Source organism: Streptomyces sp. NA04227 (assembly GCF_013364195.1).
Lineage (GTDB): Bacteria > Actinomycetota > Actinomycetes > Streptomycetales > Streptomycetaceae > Streptomyces.
This window is the reverse complement of record NZ_CP054918.1, coordinates 3,696,918-3,715,615: the sequence shown is the minus strand read 5'-3', so window position 1 is coordinate 3,715,615 and position 18,698 is coordinate 3,696,918. Positions and strand designations below refer to the sequence as shown.

Sequence of the window (18,698 nt, the reverse complement as noted above, 5' to 3'; positions counted from 1 at the left end):
GTCCATCGAGACTGGACCAACCCTGCATGCGCGGGGACCACGAGCCGTCTGCCAATAGGTGGGCCAGGACCTGGGGACCAACCCCGCACGCGCGGGGACCACCACATCGCCTTCGACCCGCGCAGGCAGGCGGAGGGACCAACCCCGCACGCGCGGGGACCACCCTCCGCGACCTGCGAGGTTATGCGGCTGACCGGAGGCTTCCCTTGACTTCCCGAGTTTCCGACATTTCATGCGCTGCTTCTGTCGCCCCTCGTCCGCGCGGCGCGCCCCCGCGCGAATGGCATCAAGCACTGCTCAAGCCCGAAGCGTCACCCGCCAAGCGCCCGACGCGCTCGCCCGATCAAGGCCTGAGCGTCCGCCCCGAAGACGGCGGATTCCTGGAGCGCGTGCCACGTGCGCAGGTAGAGGGCGATGGAGTCCGCGTCGTCGACCCACAGTTCCGCATGCCAGGTCTCGATCACCACGAGGCGTTCGTCATGGATCCAGAAGCCCCCTGTGGGCGGGATCTTCATCGACGCGCCAACCGGGATGATGCCCAAGCGCACTGTGTCGAGCCCAATGAGCCCTGCCAGGCGGTCGAGTTGGCCTGCCAGCGCCGAAGGCGGGCAGATCAGGGACCGGAGGGCGGTCTCGCCGACGAGAATGAGGAACCTCTTGCGGCCGTCGTACAGCAGCTCCTGACGACGGAGCCGAGCACGCACGGCCTCTTCGGTGTCGCGCTTCGAGCGATGAAGCTCGGCGTAGCGTGAGAACACCGACCTCGCGTAGTCGGCGGTTTGCAGAATGCCCGGGATAGTGGCGCTCTCGAATCCGTGGACGACTGCGGACTGCGCGTACTCGGCCGCGATCTTCTGCTGGACAGGCGTGTGCCCGGCGGCCAGCTGTCGTCGCCAGGAGCGGACATGGGACTCGAACCCCCGTAGGCGGCCGAGCAGTTCGTCGTACGCATCGGGTTGACCCACGGCTTGTACCCATCGCAGCAGGTCGTCCGGCGTTGGAGTCTGCTTGCCGTTCTCCAGCTTGCTGACCTTCGACTTGCCCCAGCCGGAGTGTTCGGCGAGCCGAGTACCGGTGAGCCGCCCGCCCGGAGCGGAGAGCCGAAGCTCCCGGAGCCGCGCTCCGAGCGCCTCCCGTGCTCGTTGATGGTCCGTGCTCACCGGTACCGGATTCCGCCGCTATCGCTCGGTGATGAAGGCGTGGTGCATCGCAGCGTCCCGCAACATGGAGTACCGCACCACCTCGGCGGGTTCCGTGATCAGTTCGACGCTTACCAGATTGTCGGCGTCATCGAAGTTGAGCACGGCGACAAGCCGCGAGTCGAAGATCCAGAAGTCCTGGTCTCCGAGCCGCAGTTGCTCCGCGTCCGCACGCGAGAGATTCCGGATGTCCTCTCCGAGAAGGGCGTTCCGCCGTGCGTTGAGCATGAGGTATCGCTGGCCAGGCGTAGGCGGGTCGTCGACTACACGCACCCGACCGACGGTCTTGCCGTCGTCCGTCTGTCGACGGATCGTGACGCAGTACCACGACTCCATGTCCCAGCTGACCTCGCCGGACGCCATGAACTGGGCGTAGGTCTCGGTTGCTTCGTCGCTCGCGTACCGGCGCCGGGTCTCCAGCCTCCAGGCACTGTGCCGGAAAGTCTCGAAGAGCTTGTTGAACGCGTCCAGGCCGACGACCTCCGCCTTACGTGTCATGTCCTTCGGCCCCCAGTCCACCAGGAGTTCGCGTGGCACCACGATCGGTACCTCACCAGGGCTCAGATGCTGAAGCTGAGCGATGTCCTCGGGGTCGGTGAGGGGCGGACCGTGCACGATCACCTCGTGGGTGTCCATGTCCTCGTGCACAGCGGGGCATCCGGTGTCGCCACTTCCTGTGCCGTTGAAGCGAAGTCGTCGCGTCATCGATCCATGCCTTTCGGTCGTGGACTGAACACCTCAAGTTTTGCCGGTGCCCAACGCGCTGCGCGAGGGGTCCAGTTGTCCACGTGAGAAATGTTGCGCACCTTCAGCGGTCACGCAAGAAACAGCGAGAAACTTCAGGGGGCTCGGCCAATGCACCGTCCATACGGTGCTGTTCATGCACAAGGACATTGAGATCTGGTTGGCGGTACCGGCCCCATGAAGAAGTCGAACACGTATCCGGGACCACCCCTCGACCTGCCACTGAGCATGGAATCCGACCCGAAGCCCGCTCCGGGCTGCGGGGTGTGTACAGCCCTCGACAGTGAACGCGGCAGGGCGCGCGCTGAGGGGGACATGTCGAAGGTCACGGACCTCAACGTTGAACTGCGGGCGCACCCGCACGAGATGAGGCCGCCCCGTGGCTAGGCCCCGGACCTGTGAAGTCGAGTACGAGGCTGCACAGGTACTCGCCGACACGATGGCTCAACAGCTCCGGGGCGCGGCCAGGGCAGTGGGCCTGTCTGAGAGCGAGAGCGCCCAGATTCGGGGACGCGTGAGCTCTTCGGGTACTCCGTACGTCGACTTCGGTGCCTTTCGTATCGGGTCCGCGATGCGGCTCCTCGCCGCGCTCACCAATGGTGGCGAAAGCAGCCGCCGTGGCGGCGGCAAGTAGCCCCCTCGCCCCGGCGGGCCCGCACCCCCTTACTTCTCCAGAATTCGGAGACCCCGTGGCCACCATGGAAACGGTCTCAGCCATCAGCCGCCTCACCCTGTTCCCCCTGGAAGAACTGACGGTCGCCTTCACGACCCGGTCCAGCGACTCACGCGGCCTCGGTGACATCGCCATCGTGTGCGTCGCCGAGCCCAGCACAGTGCCGGGCGACCGGCTGTGGCAACTCGCCGCGACCATGTACGCCAACACCCCCACCAGCAACACCCTGGCCCGCTGGATCCTCACCCAGTGCTCCCGCGCCCGCATGTGCCGCTCCGCCCAGCACCTGGACCTGCCCCACACCAAATGGACGGCCGAACTGACCCGCACCGTGCACCTGGACGCCCTCTTCGCAAACCATGAGGCCCTACGGACGGGGCGGATGACGGTCCACTGAGGCGCACGGGCAGGCATGTAGCGGCCCATCGCCTCCAGAAAGTCGCAGGGCGAAGCCTTGGAGAGAAGTCGTCCGCGCGCTACTGGATTGATCGCACTTGCTGTTTCTAGACTCTGTTCGCGCATGTTTGCGCATGTCTCGTGCGGTAAACAGGAGCCCCTCATGGCGATGTCCAGACCAGCCCTCCCGATGGAAGACCGGTCCCTGTCTCCTTTCACCGGGTACGACCGGTCCCACTGGCTGGCCGTCGCGGACCAGATGCTGACCGATGCCCACAGGTTCGCGTCGCCCTCGGGTGCGCGCGTCGTGCTGCCCGGCCGGCCGTCGTTCTCGGGCCGGAACTCGGACGAACTGGAGGGCTTCGCGCGGACGTTCCTCCTGCTCGCCTACCGTGTCGCGGGTTCCGGCGGGGACGCGCCGGCGGGACTGCTCCAGGCCTACGCCGACGGCATCGCGGCCGGGACGGATCCGGGGCACCCGGACGCATGGCCGGCGATCGACGCGACATGCCGCCAGACCCTGGTCGAGGCGTGCTCCCTGGCCCTCGGACTTCACCTGACCAGGCCCTGGCTGTGGGACCGGCTCGCGTCGCGCGTTCAGGAACAGGTGGTGACCTGGCTGCAGGGAGTCTGGGGACTGGTGATCCCGGACAACAACTGGCACATGTTCCGGGTGATCGTCGGTGAGTTCCTGGCACTCGCGGGCGCCGCGCACGACCGGGACGAGATGGACGCCGACCTCGCGCGGATCGAGGAGTTCTACGTGGGGGACGGCTGGTACCGGGACGGCGGTGACCCCCGCGTCGCGGACTGTTTCGACCACTACTGCGGCTGGGCCATGCACCACTACCCGGTGCTGTGGGCGCGGATGGCCGGGGAGCGCGGAGCGGCGCGGCTGCCGGTGTTCCGGGAACGGCTGCACAGGTTCCTGGAGGACTTCGCCCTCTTCTTCGGTGCGGACGGAGCGCCCGTCCACCAAGGACGCTCCCTGACCTACCGGTTCGCCGCCGCGACCGCCCCCTGGGTCGGGGCGCTCGCCGACGCCACGCCCCTCACGCCCGGGCTGACCAGGCGGATCGCCAGCGGTGCCCTGAAACACTTCGTCGACCGGGGCTTCCGCGACGCGCGGGGCATCCCCACCCTCGGCTGGTACGGGCCCTTCCCTCCGATGGTGCAGACGTACTCGGGGCCCGGCTCCCCGTACTGGCTCTCCAAGGGGTTCCTCGGGCTGCTGCTTCCTGCCGACCACCCGTGCTGGACCGCGACGGAGGAGCCGCTCCCGGTCGAACAGCGGGACGAGGTGCGTGCCTTGGCGGCACCTGGCTTCCTGGTCGCGACGACACGGGCCGACGGGCTCGCGCGGCTGGTGAACCACGGCAGCGACAACCAGATCCCCGGCGCGGCGCCCTCCGACCCGCACTACGCGCGGTTCGCCTACTCGACCGCCACCGCACCGGCGTTCGCAGCGTCCGGGCCCGGGAGCGACGACAACCACGCCGGGCTGTGGGATCCCGTTCGCGGGCTGTCGTCCCGTACGCGTATCCACCGGCTCCGCATCGCCGACCACTACGCGGCCTCCTGGCACCGGCCCTTCTGGCCGGGCTCCACGGACGGTGCCACCGAGGGCTCCACGGACGGTGCCGGGGATGGCTCCACGGACGGTGCCGGGGAGTACGACGCACGCATCGAGACGGCGAGCGTCGTACGAGGGGCGTGGGAGCTGCGGGCGCATCTCGTCGACGCGCCGGCCGGTCTGCGGCTGTACGACAGCGGCTGGCAGGTGGCCGACGCCCGGCCACCGCACGCCGACAGCGACAGCCTGCGCGCGCGGGCCGTCGCCGACTCCGGACTCACCAGCACCTTCCTGTCGTTGAGCGGACATGACGTGGTGGCCGTGGCGTCGAGCGAGAACACCAGCGCGTTCGGACCGTTCGCCGCTGTTCCGTACGCCACGTCGGAGCGCGGCCAGGCGCGGACGGTCCATGTGGCGCTCGTCGGCCTCGCCGGAGCAGGCCATGGAGCAGGCATTGAGGAGCCGGGCGAGGTGGCATGCGCGGTCGACGGCACGACGGTCACCGCGCGCTTCCCCGACGGCACCTGGGTGCTGATCGCGCTCGGGGAGGAGCCGGCGCACGATCCGGAGCTCGCCGGCACGGTGTTGCGGGGCCGGGTCCGCCACGCGCGGGTCTCGCCCGGTGAACCGCCGGCCGTGGTTACGGCGTAGGCCGTCCGGAACATGGAGCAGGGCCCGCCGCGATTCCGTGATCGCGGCGGGCCCTGCCGTGTGTGGGGGGTGGCTTTCTCAGGAGGCCGAAACGACCGTCAGGTAGTCGACATTCGGCCCGTCCTCCTTGGCCGCCGTGAGGCGGATGGTGTTGGACCCGGCCTTCAGAGCCGCCTTGGCCTTCGCCTCCGACCACTTGTCCCACGCACCGGTGACCGGATAGCTGTCCGTGCTGATCTCCTTGCCGTTGACGGAGAGGGTCAGCGGCCGGTCCCCGGTCGTCAGGGCGTAGCGGAAGGCCAGGGCGTAGTCACCGGCATCGGCGACGTCCACCTTCCACTCGACGTAACCACCCTTGCCACCAGGGAAGTTGACATAACCCTTGCCGCTCTGGCCACGTGCCAGCGTCTCCACGGCCGTGCCGCCCCCGAGCGTCACGTCTTCGGCCTCGCAACGCAGGTCCGGCTTACAGTTCACCGTGACCCGCCGCTCGGCGGTCGCGGTGATCCGCTGGTCGCGGTAGTGGGACGAGACCTCTCCGGTGATCGCGTACGAGCCGAGCTTCAGGTCGTCCGCGAGGGTCAGCTCGTAGTCGACCTTCAGGGTGTCGCCGGGTGCGATGCTCTCGGCACGGGTGGCGGAGACCGGCTTCAGCGTGACCCCCGCCGGGGCGTTCAGCTCGACCCGGACATCCGTCACGGGCACGTCGGCCCGGTTGGTGAACGTGGCCGTGAGGGGCGTCGTCTCGCCCGGGTTCGCGGTGACTTCGCCGATCGCGAGGTCGGTCCCCCCGGTGGCGGGACAGTCACCGCCGGAGTCCGGGGCCGGACCGAGGTCGTCGACCACGAGGTCGTCCACGGTGATGGCCCCGAGGCCGCCCGCCGAGGTCAGTGCGAGGTACGGGTCGCCGCAGTCCGCGTCGCCGGTGCTGAACACCGTCGCGTACTCCTTGCTGGGCGCGCTGCCCTGCGGCGGCGCGGCGTCGTTCCAGCCGTCGGGCCGCGGGTCGCTCGCCTTGGGCCAGCTGTCGAGCGGACGGTCGGTCGTCGCGATGAGCGGGTCGTCGACGAGGGTGCGGTCCTTGTCGCCCGCGCCGCCCGAACGAACCTGCAGGCGGTACTGGGTGTTGTTGTCCGACTGGTACTTCAGACCCACCCGGTAGGTGCGCCCCGGCTTGAACTCGAGGTTCTGCGGAATGGAGCGCCACGCGTCTCCCTGCTCGACCTGGAAGGACTTCAGGGAGTAGTCACCGCTGATGGTGTCGCGGGTGTAGTTCTCGTGGCGCTCGGCCCGGTGGCCGTGCGGGTTGTGCTCACCGGAACCCTCCACGTTCACGAACGGTCCCCAGGCACGGTCGGCGGCCTCGAAGTCCTCCGTGAAGTAGTGCTTGTCCGCCCCGGCGGGCGCCTTCGAGGGACTGACCCGTACGTCGGCGAAGTCCGCGGCCGCGCCGGAGGCCCCTGCCGCGCCCGACAGGGTCAGGGTGGCCGTGCTGTGTCCCTTCGGGACGGTGAAGAGCACGTTCATCTTCTGGAACTTGGTGCCGCTCCAGACGTTCACCGGGTCCTTGTTGACCGCCGGGGAGACATCCGTGGACCTGCTCACCTTCTCGCCGCCGTAGTCGCTCACGGAGAGGGTGGCTTTACGGCCCCCGGCGACGCGCACGTAGGCGGAGGCGGCGTAGGTGCCCGGCTTCAGGCCCTTCAGCTGCTGCGAGAGGCGCGCCTGGCCGGAACCGTCGAAGCGGACGAACTGCCAGCCCTCGTCGTTGGTCTCGATGCGGGCCGCGCCGTCACGGGACCAGGCGTCGAAGGTGTGGCTGTTGAACGAGCCGTCCTCGACGAGGGCGCCCTCGCCCCACACGGTCGTCTGCTGCGCGGCCTTGCCGCGGTACAGGACGTACCCGGTGCGAGCCTTGGCGTCGATGGTGACCTTGCCGTTGGTGACCTTGAGGGTCTTCTCGTCCTGGCGGCCGGTGTCGCTCAGGCGGTACAGCTTCACCGTGCCGAGGTCGCGCCACTTCTCGGGCAGCTTCCAGGTCGTGGTGCCGCCCTCGTCGTTCCAGTGGTAGATCTTGCTCTGCTTCTTCGGGTCCCAGGGCAGGAAGACCTTGTTGCCCTCGGCGAGCTTGGTGTCGCCCTGGAAGAGCTGCCAGGTGCCGGTCTCGTCGGTGGAGTACACCCCGTCGGTGAAGTCGACCCGGTGGTCGGTCCACTTGGTGATCGGGAAGTGCTGCATGAACTTGGTCGGCAGGTTGTTGGTGAAGATCGTCCGCTGCCAGCCGACGAGGTCCGTGTGCGACTCGAAGCCTCCGTAGCCGATGTCGCCGTTGCCCTTGAGCAGCTTGGCGTCCTTGCGGTACCAGACGTCGCGATCGGTGTTCTGGATGAACCGGATGATCTGCGAGCGGATACCGTTCTCGGCGCGCTGCGCCGAGCGGTGGTACCAGAGCGTGTCGCGGTCGACGAAGTCCTCGAACTCGGTGTGCACCATCCAGCCGCGCTCGTGCTGGGTGCGCGCCAGCTCGTAGGCGTTGTAGCCGCGGCCGTAGTAGACGTCGTTGTAGATGAACTCCAGGCCCGGCACGTCCTTCTTGAGGGTGTCGAGACGCTTGGCGAAGTTGCCGGACTGGATGTCCTTCTCGCGGTTGATGAGGTACGAGCGGTCCCGGTAGGTCCAGCCCGGCTTGTCCTCGCCCTGGACCATGTCCCAGCGGAAGGTGTCGGCGTCGGGGTAGGCCTCGGTGGAGTTGATGTGCACACCCATCGAGGCGCCGTACTTCTTGGCCTCCCGGACGAGGAAGTTGAGGTCCTTCCTGCCGCCGGCGCCCTCGTTGATGTGGCCGCCGTAGTCGGGGTGGGCGTTGTCGTGCCCCTCGGCCTGGTAGCCCTTCAGCTGCACGAGTTGGCCGAGGCCGTCGGTGAGCCGGTTGCCCTTCTTGATGTCGTCGAGGACACGGGTGAAGGGATGGCTGGCGAAGCTGTTGGTGTTGTACTCGATGTTCGAGGCGACGAAGTTCTTGGTCTTCTCGGCGCCCATCGGCCGGTACATGACCTCCCGGTAGGCGATCGCGCCGTCCTGCCAGTCGACGTTGCCGTCGTCGTTGCGGTCGCCGGTGAGGGCCACCTTGGCGTACGGCAGTTCGGTGGGCCGTGCGTCGTGGCCGCCGACGGGCTCCGGCCGGTAGGTCCAGGTGCCGCTCGACAGGGCGGTGCTCTTGGCATCACCGGTCCGGCTGGTGCGTATGAGGACGCGCGACTGGTCCTCCAGCGAGTTCGTCTCCACCGCCGCGGCGAGCCCGTCGGTGCTGAGGATCGCGTAGGTGCTGCCGCGGGGTTCCGCGTCGACGGCGGCATCGGCCAGCTTCGTGTGCCGGTCGATCGGGTCCTCGTGGTCGTACGTGGTCGTGAACGACAGCCGCGCGTCCGCCAGTTGGGCCCCCGGCTGGTCGGAGCGGGCGGAGACCAGGCCCTGGTCCGGGATCGCGAGGGTGCGGAGCTTGTGCTCTCCGTTCTCCTCGATGCCGGTGACCTGGAAGGTGAGCACGTTGTCGCTCACCGCGAGCCGGGCCTTGATCACGAGATCGAGTTCGGCGACCCGCAGGGTGTAGTCGACGCGGTTCGCGCCCGGTACACCGGTGGACTCGGGGGTGTAGGTCTTGCCGTTGACGACGAGGGTGCCGGTCGGCCCGGTGCGGCCGTGCAGGACCGAGCCGTCGGCCTTCCACGTGTAGCGGTCGACGGCCGGGAAGTTCGGGTCCACCTGGACCGTCATGTGCGCCGCCGACAGGGCCACGGAGCCCTCGGTTGCCGCGGGCCTGGGGGTGGTCTGCGCCGAGGCCGCCGTGTGCAGCGGCACGGCCAGTGCCGCGCAGACCGCTGCCGCGGCCAGTCTTGACAGTCGTTGCATGGGTGTCCTTTCCGAGGGGAGTGTGAAAGGGAGCGATCGGCGAGGAGTGCCGTGTGCCGCTGTGAGCCGGAACGGGCGCGCGTGTGCGGCGGCCTCAGGCCCCGTCGAGAACGGGCAGCGGGCTGGTGCCGGGTGCGGTTCGTACGGGGCCGGGCAGTAGGTCCACGGTGTGCGGGGTGCCGTCGGCGGCGGCCGAGGCGGACGCGGCGAGGACCGCGGCCACGACGTCGCGGCCGGTGCGGGCGCCCACCGCCGGGGGCGCCTCGCCGCGTACGGCCGCGGCGAAGTCGCGCAACTGGGCCTGGAAGGCAACGGCGACGTCGGCCCCGATGTCGGAGGGCGGGCGCAGCACTTCCACGCCGCGGGGTCCGGCGAGCAGGAGACCGGAGTCGCGGGAGGCGCGCAGGGTGGCGTCCTCGCCGAGGATCTCGAACTCGTCGATGCCGGACAGGGAGCTCGAGGTGACCGAGACGGTCGCGGTCAGGCCACCGTCGAGTTCGAGTTGCAGGAGCCCTTCGGTCTCGACCGGCGTGCCGCGGTGTACGAACCGGGCGGCGACGCGCACAGGTCTGCGCCCGGTCGCCCAGGTGAGGCGGTCGATGCAATGGGCGCCGATGTTCATCACCGCTCCGCCCCCGGCCAGGGCCGGGTCGAAGAACCAGGCGGGCCGGTGTCCTGGGCGGTAGTCCGTCGCGCGGCGGTCGACGGCCGCAACGGGCCGGCCTATCAGCCCGTCGGCCACGGCGGTGCGGGCCCCAGCGGTGAGGGGGAGGTAGTGCTGGATGTGGCCCAGGGCGAGCACCACGTCGTTTCGCGCGCACTCCTGGGTGATGGCGTCGCACTCGGCCAGCGTGGTGGCCATCGGCTTCTCGAGCAGGACGTGAACGCCGGCGCGGGCCGCCGCGAGAGCGGGCCGGGTGTGCAGGGTGTGCGGCGTGCAGACGACGAGCGCGTCGACGGCCTCGTCGGCGAACATCTCCTCGTACCCGGGGTGGACGGTGGCGCCGGTGAGGTCCGACAGTTCCGCCGCCCGCCGCGGGTCGATGTCGTGGACGGCCGTGACCACGGCCTCGCCAGGCAGGGCCAGGGCTGCTCGCGCGTGCAGGAGCGCGACTCCGCCGGCACCGACGAGTCCGAGACGTACGGCTCCGGATGAAGGCATGGGCGGGCACCTCACTGTCGGGGGATCACGAGCGGGCCGGTCGGCCGGGAGCAGCCTGACGCGATTCAACCCGGAATTCAACCCCTTGAAACGAGATGAATTATTGGACCGGCCCAGATGACTCCCGAACGACCAGGCGCGGCACCACGAGCTGCTGCACGAGCGGCGCGTCGGGTTCGGCGATACGGCGCAGCACCATCTGCGCGGCCAGGCGCCCCACTTCGGCCTTCGCCGGCGACACGGCGGTGAGGGGAACTTCGGAGAGGTCGGCGACCTCGTCGTCGTAGCCCACGACCGAGAGGTCTCCGGGTACCCGCAGGCCACGCCGCCGGGCCGCGGCGACCAGCAACGCCGCCTCGCGGTCGGCGAAGCAGAGCACGGCGGTCGCCTGCTCGGCCAGCACCTCGTCCAGGAACGACTCCGCGTCCGGGGCGTCCCACCGGTCGCGCCCCGCGCGCAGCATGGCGTCCGCGTCGATCCCGGCGTCCTGCAGCGCGGTGCGGTACCCGGCCCTGACCCCTTCCGCGCTGAACGGGCTGTGCCGCTCCAGATAGGCGATACGCCGGTGGCCGTGCCCGACGAGGTGGCGGGTCGCCGCGTATGCGCCGGAGGCGTGGTTGGAGCAGACGAACTCGTGGTGGTCGGCGGCGGTGGCGAAGCGGCGCTCGACGGTCACCACGGGTACCCCGAGGTCCTGGAACCGTGTGAGCTGCACGACCGGGTCCTCGCCGGGGCGCGGCTCGGGCACCAGCAGCAGGCCGGTCGCCCCCGCGGACAGCATGCCCTCGACCGCCAGTCGCTCCTGCTCCGCGTCGTATCCGCTGGTCCGCAGCATCATCTGGCCGCCCTGCCGGGTGAGTTCGGCCTCGATACCGCCGATGACCCGGGGGTAGTAGTAGGTCATCGACGGCACGCAGACGCCGATCACGGCGGCCGCGGTCCTGTCCTCCTCGTCCGTTATGTACGTGCCGGAGCCCTGGCGCCGGTAGACGAGCCCGTCGGCCACCAGCATGTCCACCGCCCGTCGCACGGTGTTGAGGCTGACGCCGTGGTCGGTCGCGATCTGCTGCTCGGTGGGGAGCCGGCCGTCGGGCCAGCGCAGCGCGGCGATGTCACGCCGGAGCTCCTCGGCCAGGCGCCGGAACTTCTCGCCCCGCGCCGCCTTCGATGCCGGTTGCCTCGCTGCGGTCACTGCTCCCCCTGAAGGAATGTTTCGAATCCATAACGGCAAATTCATTGGTATCTATGGGTTGACTGTAGTCGAACCACCGCCACAGAATCCCCGCAGGCATTTTCTCCGAATGGCGCGATCACGCGCCCGATCACGGTGGTGTCCCATGAGATCCGGAAGCAAGATCACGGCTGGGCTCGTCGTCGCTGCGCTGTCGCTGACCCTCACGGCATGTGGCGGCGACTCCGGTGCGGGCGATTCCGACCGGTTCACGTACTGGTCGATGTACAAGGAGGACGAGCCGCGCGCCAAGGTGATCAAGGACGCCGCGGCGGCTTTCACCGCCGAGACCGGGATCAAGGTCGACGTCGTGTTCCAGGGCCGTGAGGTCCTCAACAAGCTTCAGCCGACCCTCGTGGGAGGCAACGCGGCGGCCGATCTCGTCGACCAGAGCCTCGTCAAGCTCCGCGACACCCTCGGGCAGACGGGCAACGCCCGTGATCTCGCCGGTGTCTACAAGGCGAAGGTCCCCGGCGAGGACAAGACCGTGGCGGACGTCGTCCCGGACGCGTACGAGAAGCTGTCCCGCCAGGACGACAGTGCGTACGTGGTCCCCACGACCGTGCAGACCTGGCAGGTCTTCTACAACAAGAAGGCGCTGCCCGACCTGGCGAAGAACCCGCCGCGCACCCCCGACGAACTGGTGAAACTGCTCGACGCGCGCAAGGCCGACGGCAGGAAGCCCTTGGCCCTCGACGGCGACATCCTTCCCTACGTCGAGAAGTGGACGAGCAACCTGATGGTCGGGGCGCTCGGACCGGGGAACTGGAAGAAGGTCCTCGAGGACAAGTCCGGCGCGGGCTTCGACCGGCCCGAGGTGCTCCGGGCGGCGAAGAACGCCGAGAGGATCGCCAAGGGCGGCTACTTCACCGACGGCTGGGACGCCAGCAAGTTCCCCGCCATCCAGCAGAAGTGGGCGCAGGGCAAGGCAGACCTGCTCTTCATGGGCACATGGGCGCCGAGCGAGACCGGCGAGGTGGCGGGCGAGGACTTCGCGTACGGCTCCTTCCCGTTCCCGGCCGGAGCCGAGGCCAACAGGTCCGACGAGGTGAGCCTCTACGGGTACGGCATACCCTCCAAGGCCCGTAACGGCGCCGCCGCCGAGAAGTTCATCGCCTTCATCCTCGGCAAGAAGTGGATGGACCGGATAGCCGCCGAGGAGGGTGCGATCACCGTCCGCGAGGACGTGGCAGCCCCACCGGCTCTGGCAGACGCCTACGAGGTGCTGAAGGACTCGCCGTCCGTGCACCTCCAGAACGACGGTGCCCAGGGCATGTCGGACTGGGAGATCAAGGTGTCCCAGCCGCTCGCCAAGAAGCTGCTTTCCGGTGACATCAGCGCTCGGGAGTACGTCTCCGGCCTGAAGAGCGACACGGTCAACTGGTGGAAGGTCAACGGTTGATGCCCCCGACCGAACAGGCCACGGCCCCGGAAGTTTCCTCCGGGGCCCCGCCCCGGCCACCCGTCCCTCAAAAGATCCGCCCGGACCGGCGCGCCGGGGCCTCGGGGAGTCCGCTGGAGCGGGCCCGCAAGAAGCTCTTCCTCCCCTTCGTGGGCCCGGCGCTCCTGGTGTACCTGCTGGCGATGGTTCTTCCCACCGGCGTCACCGTCGTCCTGAGCTTCACCAAGTGGGCCGGCTCCGGCCCGGTCGAGTGGGTGGGCTTCGCCAACTACGAACGGCTCTGGTACGACAAGACGTTCCACACGTCGTTCATCAACACCCTGCTGCTGCTCTTCGGCGTCGGCATCGTCACCTTCGCGCTCAGCTTCGGTCTGACGACGGTCCTGCGCGAGATGGCCGGCCGCAAGTTCGTCCGCGCGGTGATCTTCTTCCCGAACGCCGTGTCCGCGCTCGCCATCTCCATCCTGTGGGGGTTCCTCTTCCAGGCGGACGGCCTCATCAACACCCTGCTGTCCTATGCGGGGGTGGACGCCCCGCCGCGCTGGCTGGCGGACGACAACCTCTTCTACGTCATCTGCATCGGCCTGGTGTGGATCAACACCGGCTTCTACACCACCATCCTGATGGCCGCCGTCGACCGTATTCCGGTGACGCTCTACGAGGCGGCCGACCTCGAAGGTGCGGGCGCCTGGCAGAAGTTCCGGCACGTCACCCTGCCGATGATGTGGGACGCGGTCGCGGTCAGCGCGACGTTGTGGGCCATCAGCGCCATCAAGATCTTCGAGTTCATCTACGTGTTCGCCGGAGCCGCCGGAGCGACCCCGAGCCCGAGTGCCTGGACGCTCTCCCTGTACTCCTTCGCCGAAGCGTTCCAGCCCTCCGGCGTCGCCAGGTTCGGCGCGTCGGCCGCGGCCACGGTGGTCACCCTGGTGCTGATCGTCGTGCTGACAGTGCTGACCCGTCGGCTCACCCGCCGCGAAACCCTGGAGTTCTGATGGTTTCCCCCGCACCGGCGCGGCCCGCGCGTCGCCTGCCCGCCCTGCGCCCGGCGACGATCGCCCACGCACTGGTCTGGCTGATGATCGCCTTCGACATCCTCGTCCTGCTCTGGATGGTGCTGTCCTCGCTCAAGAACGCGCGCGAGATCTTCGCCTCGCCCTTCGGACTGCCGTCCGACTGGCAGTTCGAGAACTGGGAGCGCGCGTGGGAGGTGGGCGCGTTCGGGCCCGCCATCCTCCGCACCGTCCTGGTCGTCGCCGCGACGGCGGTGGGCACCGTCGCGATCGCGGCGCCCGCCGCATACGCGCTCAGCCGATTCGGCAACCGGTCGGCCGGTGCGCTCACCTCCTTCGTCGCGATGGGTCTCGGTATCCCGATCCAGGCGATCATGCTGCCGCTGTTCGTGGCGCTCTCCCGAATCGGTCTGGTGAACTCCCTGGGCGGCCTGATCGTCGTCTACATCGCGACGTCGGTGCCCTTCGCGGTGTTCTTCCTGACCGCCTTCTTCCGAAGCCTGTCCGGCGAGCTGGAGGAAGCGGCGGCACTCGACGGCGCCGGCGCCTGGCGCACGTTCTGGCAGATCATGCTGCCGCTGGCACGCAGCGGGATCGTCACACTGGTGATCCTGAACGTGATCGGTCACTGGAGCGAGGGCATGCTGGCCCTGATCTTCCTCCAGGACCCGTCGCAGCACACCCTGTCGCTGGCGCTGCTGGGCTTCATGACACGCGTCCAGTACAGCGGCGCGGACTGGGGAGGACTGTTCGCGGCGATCGGCATCGTCGTGCTGCCCCTGCTGATCGTGTACGTGTGGCTCGGGCGCCGGATCATCGAGGGCATGACGCTGGGCAGCGGGAAGTGATGCTGACGAGGGCCGAGTGAGGTACGGGGCGCACGGTGAGTTGGATTCACCGTGCGCCCCGTGCCACTTCCCCACCCTGTGGACCGAGAGCGAGCAGTGCGGGTCAGCACATGGTCGGTGCCATGACCGCGTCTTCGGATGCCCAGCCCATGCACCTCACGTCCGAGTGCTCGTACCAGTTGTGGCCGAACTCGTGCGCGACGATCAGTGGGAAGTCGTCGGCCTGGGTGGACACGGAGATGGTTCCGTCGCCCCAGTTGCAGCCGATGTACTCCGACTCCCCCTCCTCGGAGTCGTCGTCACCGCAGCCTTGGATCATGTCCTCCGTGCAGTTGACACGGGTCCCGCTGCCCTCCGTCTCCTGTGCGCCTTCCCAGAAGTCGGCGCCTTCCCGGATGTCGGCCTCGAGACCTTCACAGGAGGAGCCGATGTGATAGCTCCACTCGAAGGCCTCTTCCTCTGCCTCTCCCTCTTCCTCGTCTGCTTCCTCGGCGGCCACCTGCTCGGCAGGGGCGCTCACGTGGACGGAGCTGCCGCTGAGCCCAGTGGCACTCGCCGTGCCGGGCACCAGCAGCAGGAACAGCGTTGATAGCAACGCGAGCACGCATCTGGCGGTAAGTCGGAACATGGCGTATCCCTTCGCGTGCTGCCGCCCGGCTGGGCGGGAACGCCCAAGGGACAACCGGCGGTAGTGGGCGGAAACGTAGGACCGGCCACGGCCGAACTCGTATCAGTAGAGGCCGAAACACGCACACGTAAAAAAGGGCGGGCCCAGAGCCCGGAGCCCGGAGCCCGGAGCCCGGGTCCCGGGGCCGACCCGGGCGCCAGACCTCAACCGTGAGGCCCCCCGAGGCCTCACCCTCCGAGCCTTGAGCCCTCAACCCCCCGAGCCCTCGGCCCCAGCACGCGGCACCAGCCCCCGCCGGGAGTCCGTGCCGACCTTCCGCATGGCGTGGGCGATGTGCTGCTCCACCGTGCGGTGCGACAGGTGGAGGGTGCTCGCGATCTCGCGGTTGGTCAGCCCGGTGGCCGCCAGCTCCGCCACCTCGCGCTCACGTGGCGAGAGGTCTCCGTGGTAGGAGGGCCGCCCACGGGGACGCTTCTCGGGACGGTGTGCTCTCAGCAGGGCGCGGGCACGCGCGGCGTCCCAGTTCGCGCCCAGGTACGTGAACCGTTCCACGGCGGCGCTCAGTTCGTCGATGGCGCGTGCCCGGTCCTCGTCGGAGGTGCCCGCCGTGGCGGTGGCGCCTGCCCGGCCGTCGTCGGAGGAGCCCACCCCGGACGAGCCGTCCCCGGAGGAGCCCACCCCGGACGAGCCGTCCCCGGAGGAGCCCACCCCGGACGAGCCGTCCCCGGACGAGCCCACCCCAGCCCCAGCCTCCGCCCCCAATACGCACCGAGCGGCGCCCTCCCCGGTCAAAGCCTCGGCGTAGGGGTGGTGCAGGGCCGCGTAAGCCTCGGCCGCCGCCCGGTACAGCGGTACGGCTTCGGTCGGCGCCCCGGTCACCTCTGCCAGGACCGCGCGAGCCCAGATCAGCGCGGCCTGTGCCGCGGGCGCTTCGCGGCCGTCGATGCCCGCCGCGAAGGCGTCCACCATCTGCTGGGCGGCTGCTGCTCCGTCCGCCAGGGCGACGGCCTCCACCGCACGTGGCGGGAGGTCGGAGGTGCCCACCCACATGGCCTTCTCCGCCACCCGCTGCCAGGCGGCCCTGGCCTCGGACACCGCGGCGGAGGTGTCCTCGCGTGCCAGCGACAACCGGACCAGCGCGGCGGACGCCCCGGCCGCGAGGTCGTTCGAGGAGTCCGCCACGCCCGACAGCCAGGACGTCGTACGTGACCACTCGCCGTGCGCCAGGCCCAGCAGCCCCAGTACGTAGTGGCCGTCCCCGGAGAGTCCCTCCGCGCTGTCGCCCTCGGCCAGGTAGCTCTCGCACCGTTCGGCCAGTCCCGTCCAGTGCCCTGTGCTCCAGTCCAGTACGAGTCTGGTGCCCCGCGCCCCGTACTCGGTGTAGGGCGACCCGGAGGCCAGTGCCACGCCGTCGGCGAGCAGTTTCTCCGCACGGTCGTACCAGCCCAGCCACACCGCCGAGTCGGCGATGTTGCACAGGCAGCGCGCCACCTCCCTGCGGAGCTCGGGGTCGGGGCTGTCCGCCGGGAGCGACCTCAGGAGGTCCCAGCCCCGTGGGTTGCCGTAACTGCACTCGACCCAGGCCCGGGTCAGGGCGGTGTTCACCCGGATCGCCTCGTCCTCGGAGGCGTTCGCCGCTTCCTCGGCCCGTGCCATCCAGGCCAGGTGGACGTCGAGGGACTGGCCGGGCCAGCTGGTGGCGGCGAGCGCGATCATGGCGCGGGCGGCGAGGTCCGGCCGGTGCTCGCGCAGTTCCTCCGCGGCCTGCTCCAGCTCGGGCCACCCCAGCTGACCCCCGCCCACCTGGTTGGTGAGCACAAGGCCGAGGTTGAGGCGTACCTCGCCGCGGACGGACTCCGGCAGCGTCTCGTCCTCCACGATCTGGGACAGCAGCTCCACGCTCTGCTCCACGTGCAGACCCACCGTGGCACTGCGCGCCAGCATCGGGGAGAGCCGGGCCCGGGCCGACCGGGGAACCAGCGGCGAGGTGAGGGTCCGTTCCAGGAGCGTGACGGCCTCCTGGTGTCGCTCCTCCTCGGCGGACTCCCGGGCGGCCTGCTCCACCGCACGCAGCCAGCCGCGCACATGCCCCGCGACTCCGCGGTGCCGGGCGACGACCGCCCACGGCACCGGCTGCCTGCCGAGCAGGACGTCCGCCGCCCGGCCGTGCAGGTCCTGGAGCACCGGCCACGGCAGCCCCTCCCGTACGGCGACGGAGCCCAACGGAACGGGGAGCACGTACCTGCCCTCGGCGTCGGTGACCAGCGCGGACCGAGCCGTTGCCGCGACGAGTGCCGCCCGGCCGTGCTCGGGCCCCAGACCCGCCACGGTGAGCAGTTCGCGGCGGGTGGCGGGCTCGTCGAGGACCGCCGCCGCCCACACCACCACCCGGTGCCGGGCCGGGACGGCGGCGAGGCGGTCGCGCATCATTCCGGCCAGCCGCACCGGGGCACCGACGGCGTCCACGGCATCGGCGGTGCACCGCTTCGGCGCGCTGTCCCGCAGTACCGCGAGCAGGTCCGCCACGACCTGCGCCGAGCCGCCCGAGCGCTCGTGCAACCGCGCCACGGCCTCGTCCGCGCACCGCTCACCGAGCGCCGCGACGGCGGCCTGCCGCACCTGCTCGCGGCTCCAGGGCTCGACGCGGTGCCGCAGCACCACCAGTTCGGCCGGATAGCGCGGGCGGGGCGATCCCAGCGGCGACCCGGGTTCGGCCAGGGACTCCGGCCGGTACGTCACCGCCGCCGCAAGGCCCGGCGCGGGATGCTCCAACAGGCCGCGCAGGTAAGCCAGTTCGTCGGCACCGGCGCGGTGGACGTCCTCCACCAGGAGAAGCAGCGGACCGTCGGAGGGCACCTCCGGCATCTCGGACGCGTCCCCTCGGCCGCACTGCCACAGCACGCGCGGTACCCGGGTCGCCTCCTGCAAGCGGGCCAGCCGCCGCACCAGCCGACTCTTGCCGGACCCCTCCGCCCCCTCGACCAGAACCAGCAGCCGCTGCGATTCCTCTCCGGCGAGCGTCCGCCGCAGCCGCCGCTCCCAGAAGAAGTCACTCACCGTGGCCATGGGCCTCTCCCGCGCGTTCGGCGGTCCGCCGGTGGCCGACGGACCCCGCGGGCCCCTTGCGTGGCGCCGGGCGCCGGGCGCCGCCTGCGAGTCGAACCCGTGAATCCATCATGGCAAGGCGGGGTGCCGTCGCAAACGGCCGGCCGGTCCGGGAACCCACGGACGGACCACCTGCCTTACGCCCCGGCCTACGACCTGCCGTA

General features: G+C 69.9%; 13 protein-coding genes. 6 read left to right on the top strand and 7 right to left on the bottom strand.

The features are described 5' to 3' along the window. Positions 1–311: 311 nt before the first annotated feature. Together HUT18_RS15785 and HUT18_RS15780 are read right to left on the bottom strand one after the other, a co-directional pair. Positions 312–1,160, bottom strand: a complete 849-nt coding sequence (locus HUT18_RS15785) for a helix-turn-helix transcriptional regulator (RefSeq protein ID WP_176101288.1) — start codon at positions 1,158–1,160, stop codon at positions 312–314. Between the two features lie 18 nt (positions 1,161–1,178). After that, complete coding sequence (locus HUT18_RS15780; protein WP_176101287.1) at positions 1,179–1,904, bottom strand: DUF6879 family protein; 726 nt, start codon at positions 1,902–1,904, stop codon at positions 1,179–1,181. Between the two features lie 418 nt (positions 1,905–2,322). Between HUT18_RS15780 and HUT18_RS15775 the strand changes: the two genes are divergently transcribed. The 3 genes from HUT18_RS15775 (at position 2,323) to HUT18_RS15765 (ending at position 5,236) form a co-directional block, all read left to right on the top strand. After that, positions 2,323–2,577: a hypothetical protein gene (locus tag HUT18_RS15775; RefSeq protein WP_176101286.1), complete on the top strand. Its 255-nt coding sequence runs from the start codon at positions 2,323–2,325 to the stop codon at positions 2,575–2,577. Positions 2,578–2,641: 64 nt separating this feature from the next. Next, the gene (locus HUT18_RS15770; protein ID WP_176104566.1) at positions 2,642–3,013 is read left to right on the top strand and encodes a hypothetical protein; all 372 of its coding nucleotides are present in this window, start codon (positions 2,642–2,644) and stop codon (positions 3,011–3,013) included. Between the two features lie 162 nt (positions 3,014–3,175). Beyond that, positions 3,176–5,236 (top strand): DUF2264 domain-containing protein, encoded by a 2,061-nt coding sequence (locus HUT18_RS15765; RefSeq protein ID WP_176101285.1) that lies wholly within the window; start codon positions 3,176–3,178, stop codon positions 5,234–5,236. 78 nt (positions 5,237–5,314) lie between these two features. Here the strand turns inward: HUT18_RS15765 and HUT18_RS15760 are convergent, their stop codons facing one another. The 3 genes from HUT18_RS15760 to HUT18_RS15750 all read right to left on the bottom strand — a co-directional run bounded on the left by HUT18_RS15760 (position 5,315) and on the right by HUT18_RS15750 (position 11,499). After that, complete coding sequence (locus HUT18_RS15760) at positions 5,315–9,145, bottom strand: endo-alpha-N-acetylgalactosaminidase family protein (RefSeq protein WP_176101284.1); 3,831 nt, start codon at positions 9,143–9,145, stop codon at positions 5,315–5,317. Positions 9,146–9,239: 94 nt separating this feature from the next. Next, complete coding sequence (locus HUT18_RS15755; RefSeq protein ID WP_176101283.1) at positions 9,240–10,307, bottom strand: Gfo/Idh/MocA family protein; 1,068 nt, start codon at positions 10,305–10,307, stop codon at positions 9,240–9,242. Positions 10,308–10,407: 100 nt separating this feature from the next. Further along, positions 10,408–11,499 carry a substrate-binding domain-containing protein gene (locus HUT18_RS15750; protein ID WP_176101282.1) on the bottom strand — a complete coding sequence of 364 codons (1,092 nt, stop codon included), beginning with the start codon at positions 11,497–11,499 and terminating at the stop codon, positions 10,408–10,410. Between the two features lie 145 nt (positions 11,500–11,644). Here HUT18_RS15750 and HUT18_RS15745 point away from each other — a divergent pair, with 145 nt between their 5' ends. The 3 genes from HUT18_RS15745 to HUT18_RS15735 are packed head-to-tail and all read left to right on the top strand — an operon-like array spanning position 11,645 to position 14,801. Beyond that, positions 11,645–12,940 carry an ABC transporter substrate-binding protein gene (locus tag HUT18_RS15745; RefSeq protein ID WP_176101281.1) on the top strand — a complete coding sequence of 432 codons (1,296 nt, stop codon included), beginning with the start codon at positions 11,645–11,647 and terminating at the stop codon, positions 12,938–12,940. Beyond that, the gene (locus HUT18_RS15740; protein ID WP_176101280.1) at positions 12,940–13,935 is read left to right on the top strand and encodes a carbohydrate ABC transporter permease; all 996 of its coding nucleotides are present in this window, start codon (positions 12,940–12,942) and stop codon (positions 13,933–13,935) included. The genes HUT18_RS15745 and HUT18_RS15740 overlap by 1 nt, the downstream gene beginning before the upstream one ends. Further along, entirely contained in the window at positions 13,935–14,801 is an 867-nt protein-coding gene (locus HUT18_RS15735) for a carbohydrate ABC transporter permease (protein WP_217710495.1), read from the top strand. The genes HUT18_RS15740 and HUT18_RS15735 overlap by 1 nt, the downstream gene beginning before the upstream one ends. Before the next feature lie 103 nt (positions 14,802–14,904). On the opposite strand, the gene HUT18_RS15730 is transcribed toward HUT18_RS15735, so the two are convergent. Both HUT18_RS15730 and HUT18_RS15725 read right to left on the bottom strand, forming a co-directional pair. Further along, positions 14,905–15,429 (bottom strand): hypothetical protein, encoded by a 525-nt coding sequence (locus HUT18_RS15730; RefSeq protein ID WP_176101279.1) that lies wholly within the window; start codon positions 15,427–15,429, stop codon positions 14,905–14,907. Between the two features lie 249 nt (positions 15,430–15,678). After that, positions 15,679–18,495, bottom strand: coding sequence for a helix-turn-helix transcriptional regulator (locus HUT18_RS15725; protein WP_176101278.1), 2,817 nt, complete (start codon positions 18,493–18,495; stop codon positions 15,679–15,681). Positions 18,496–18,698 lie beyond the last annotated feature (203 nt).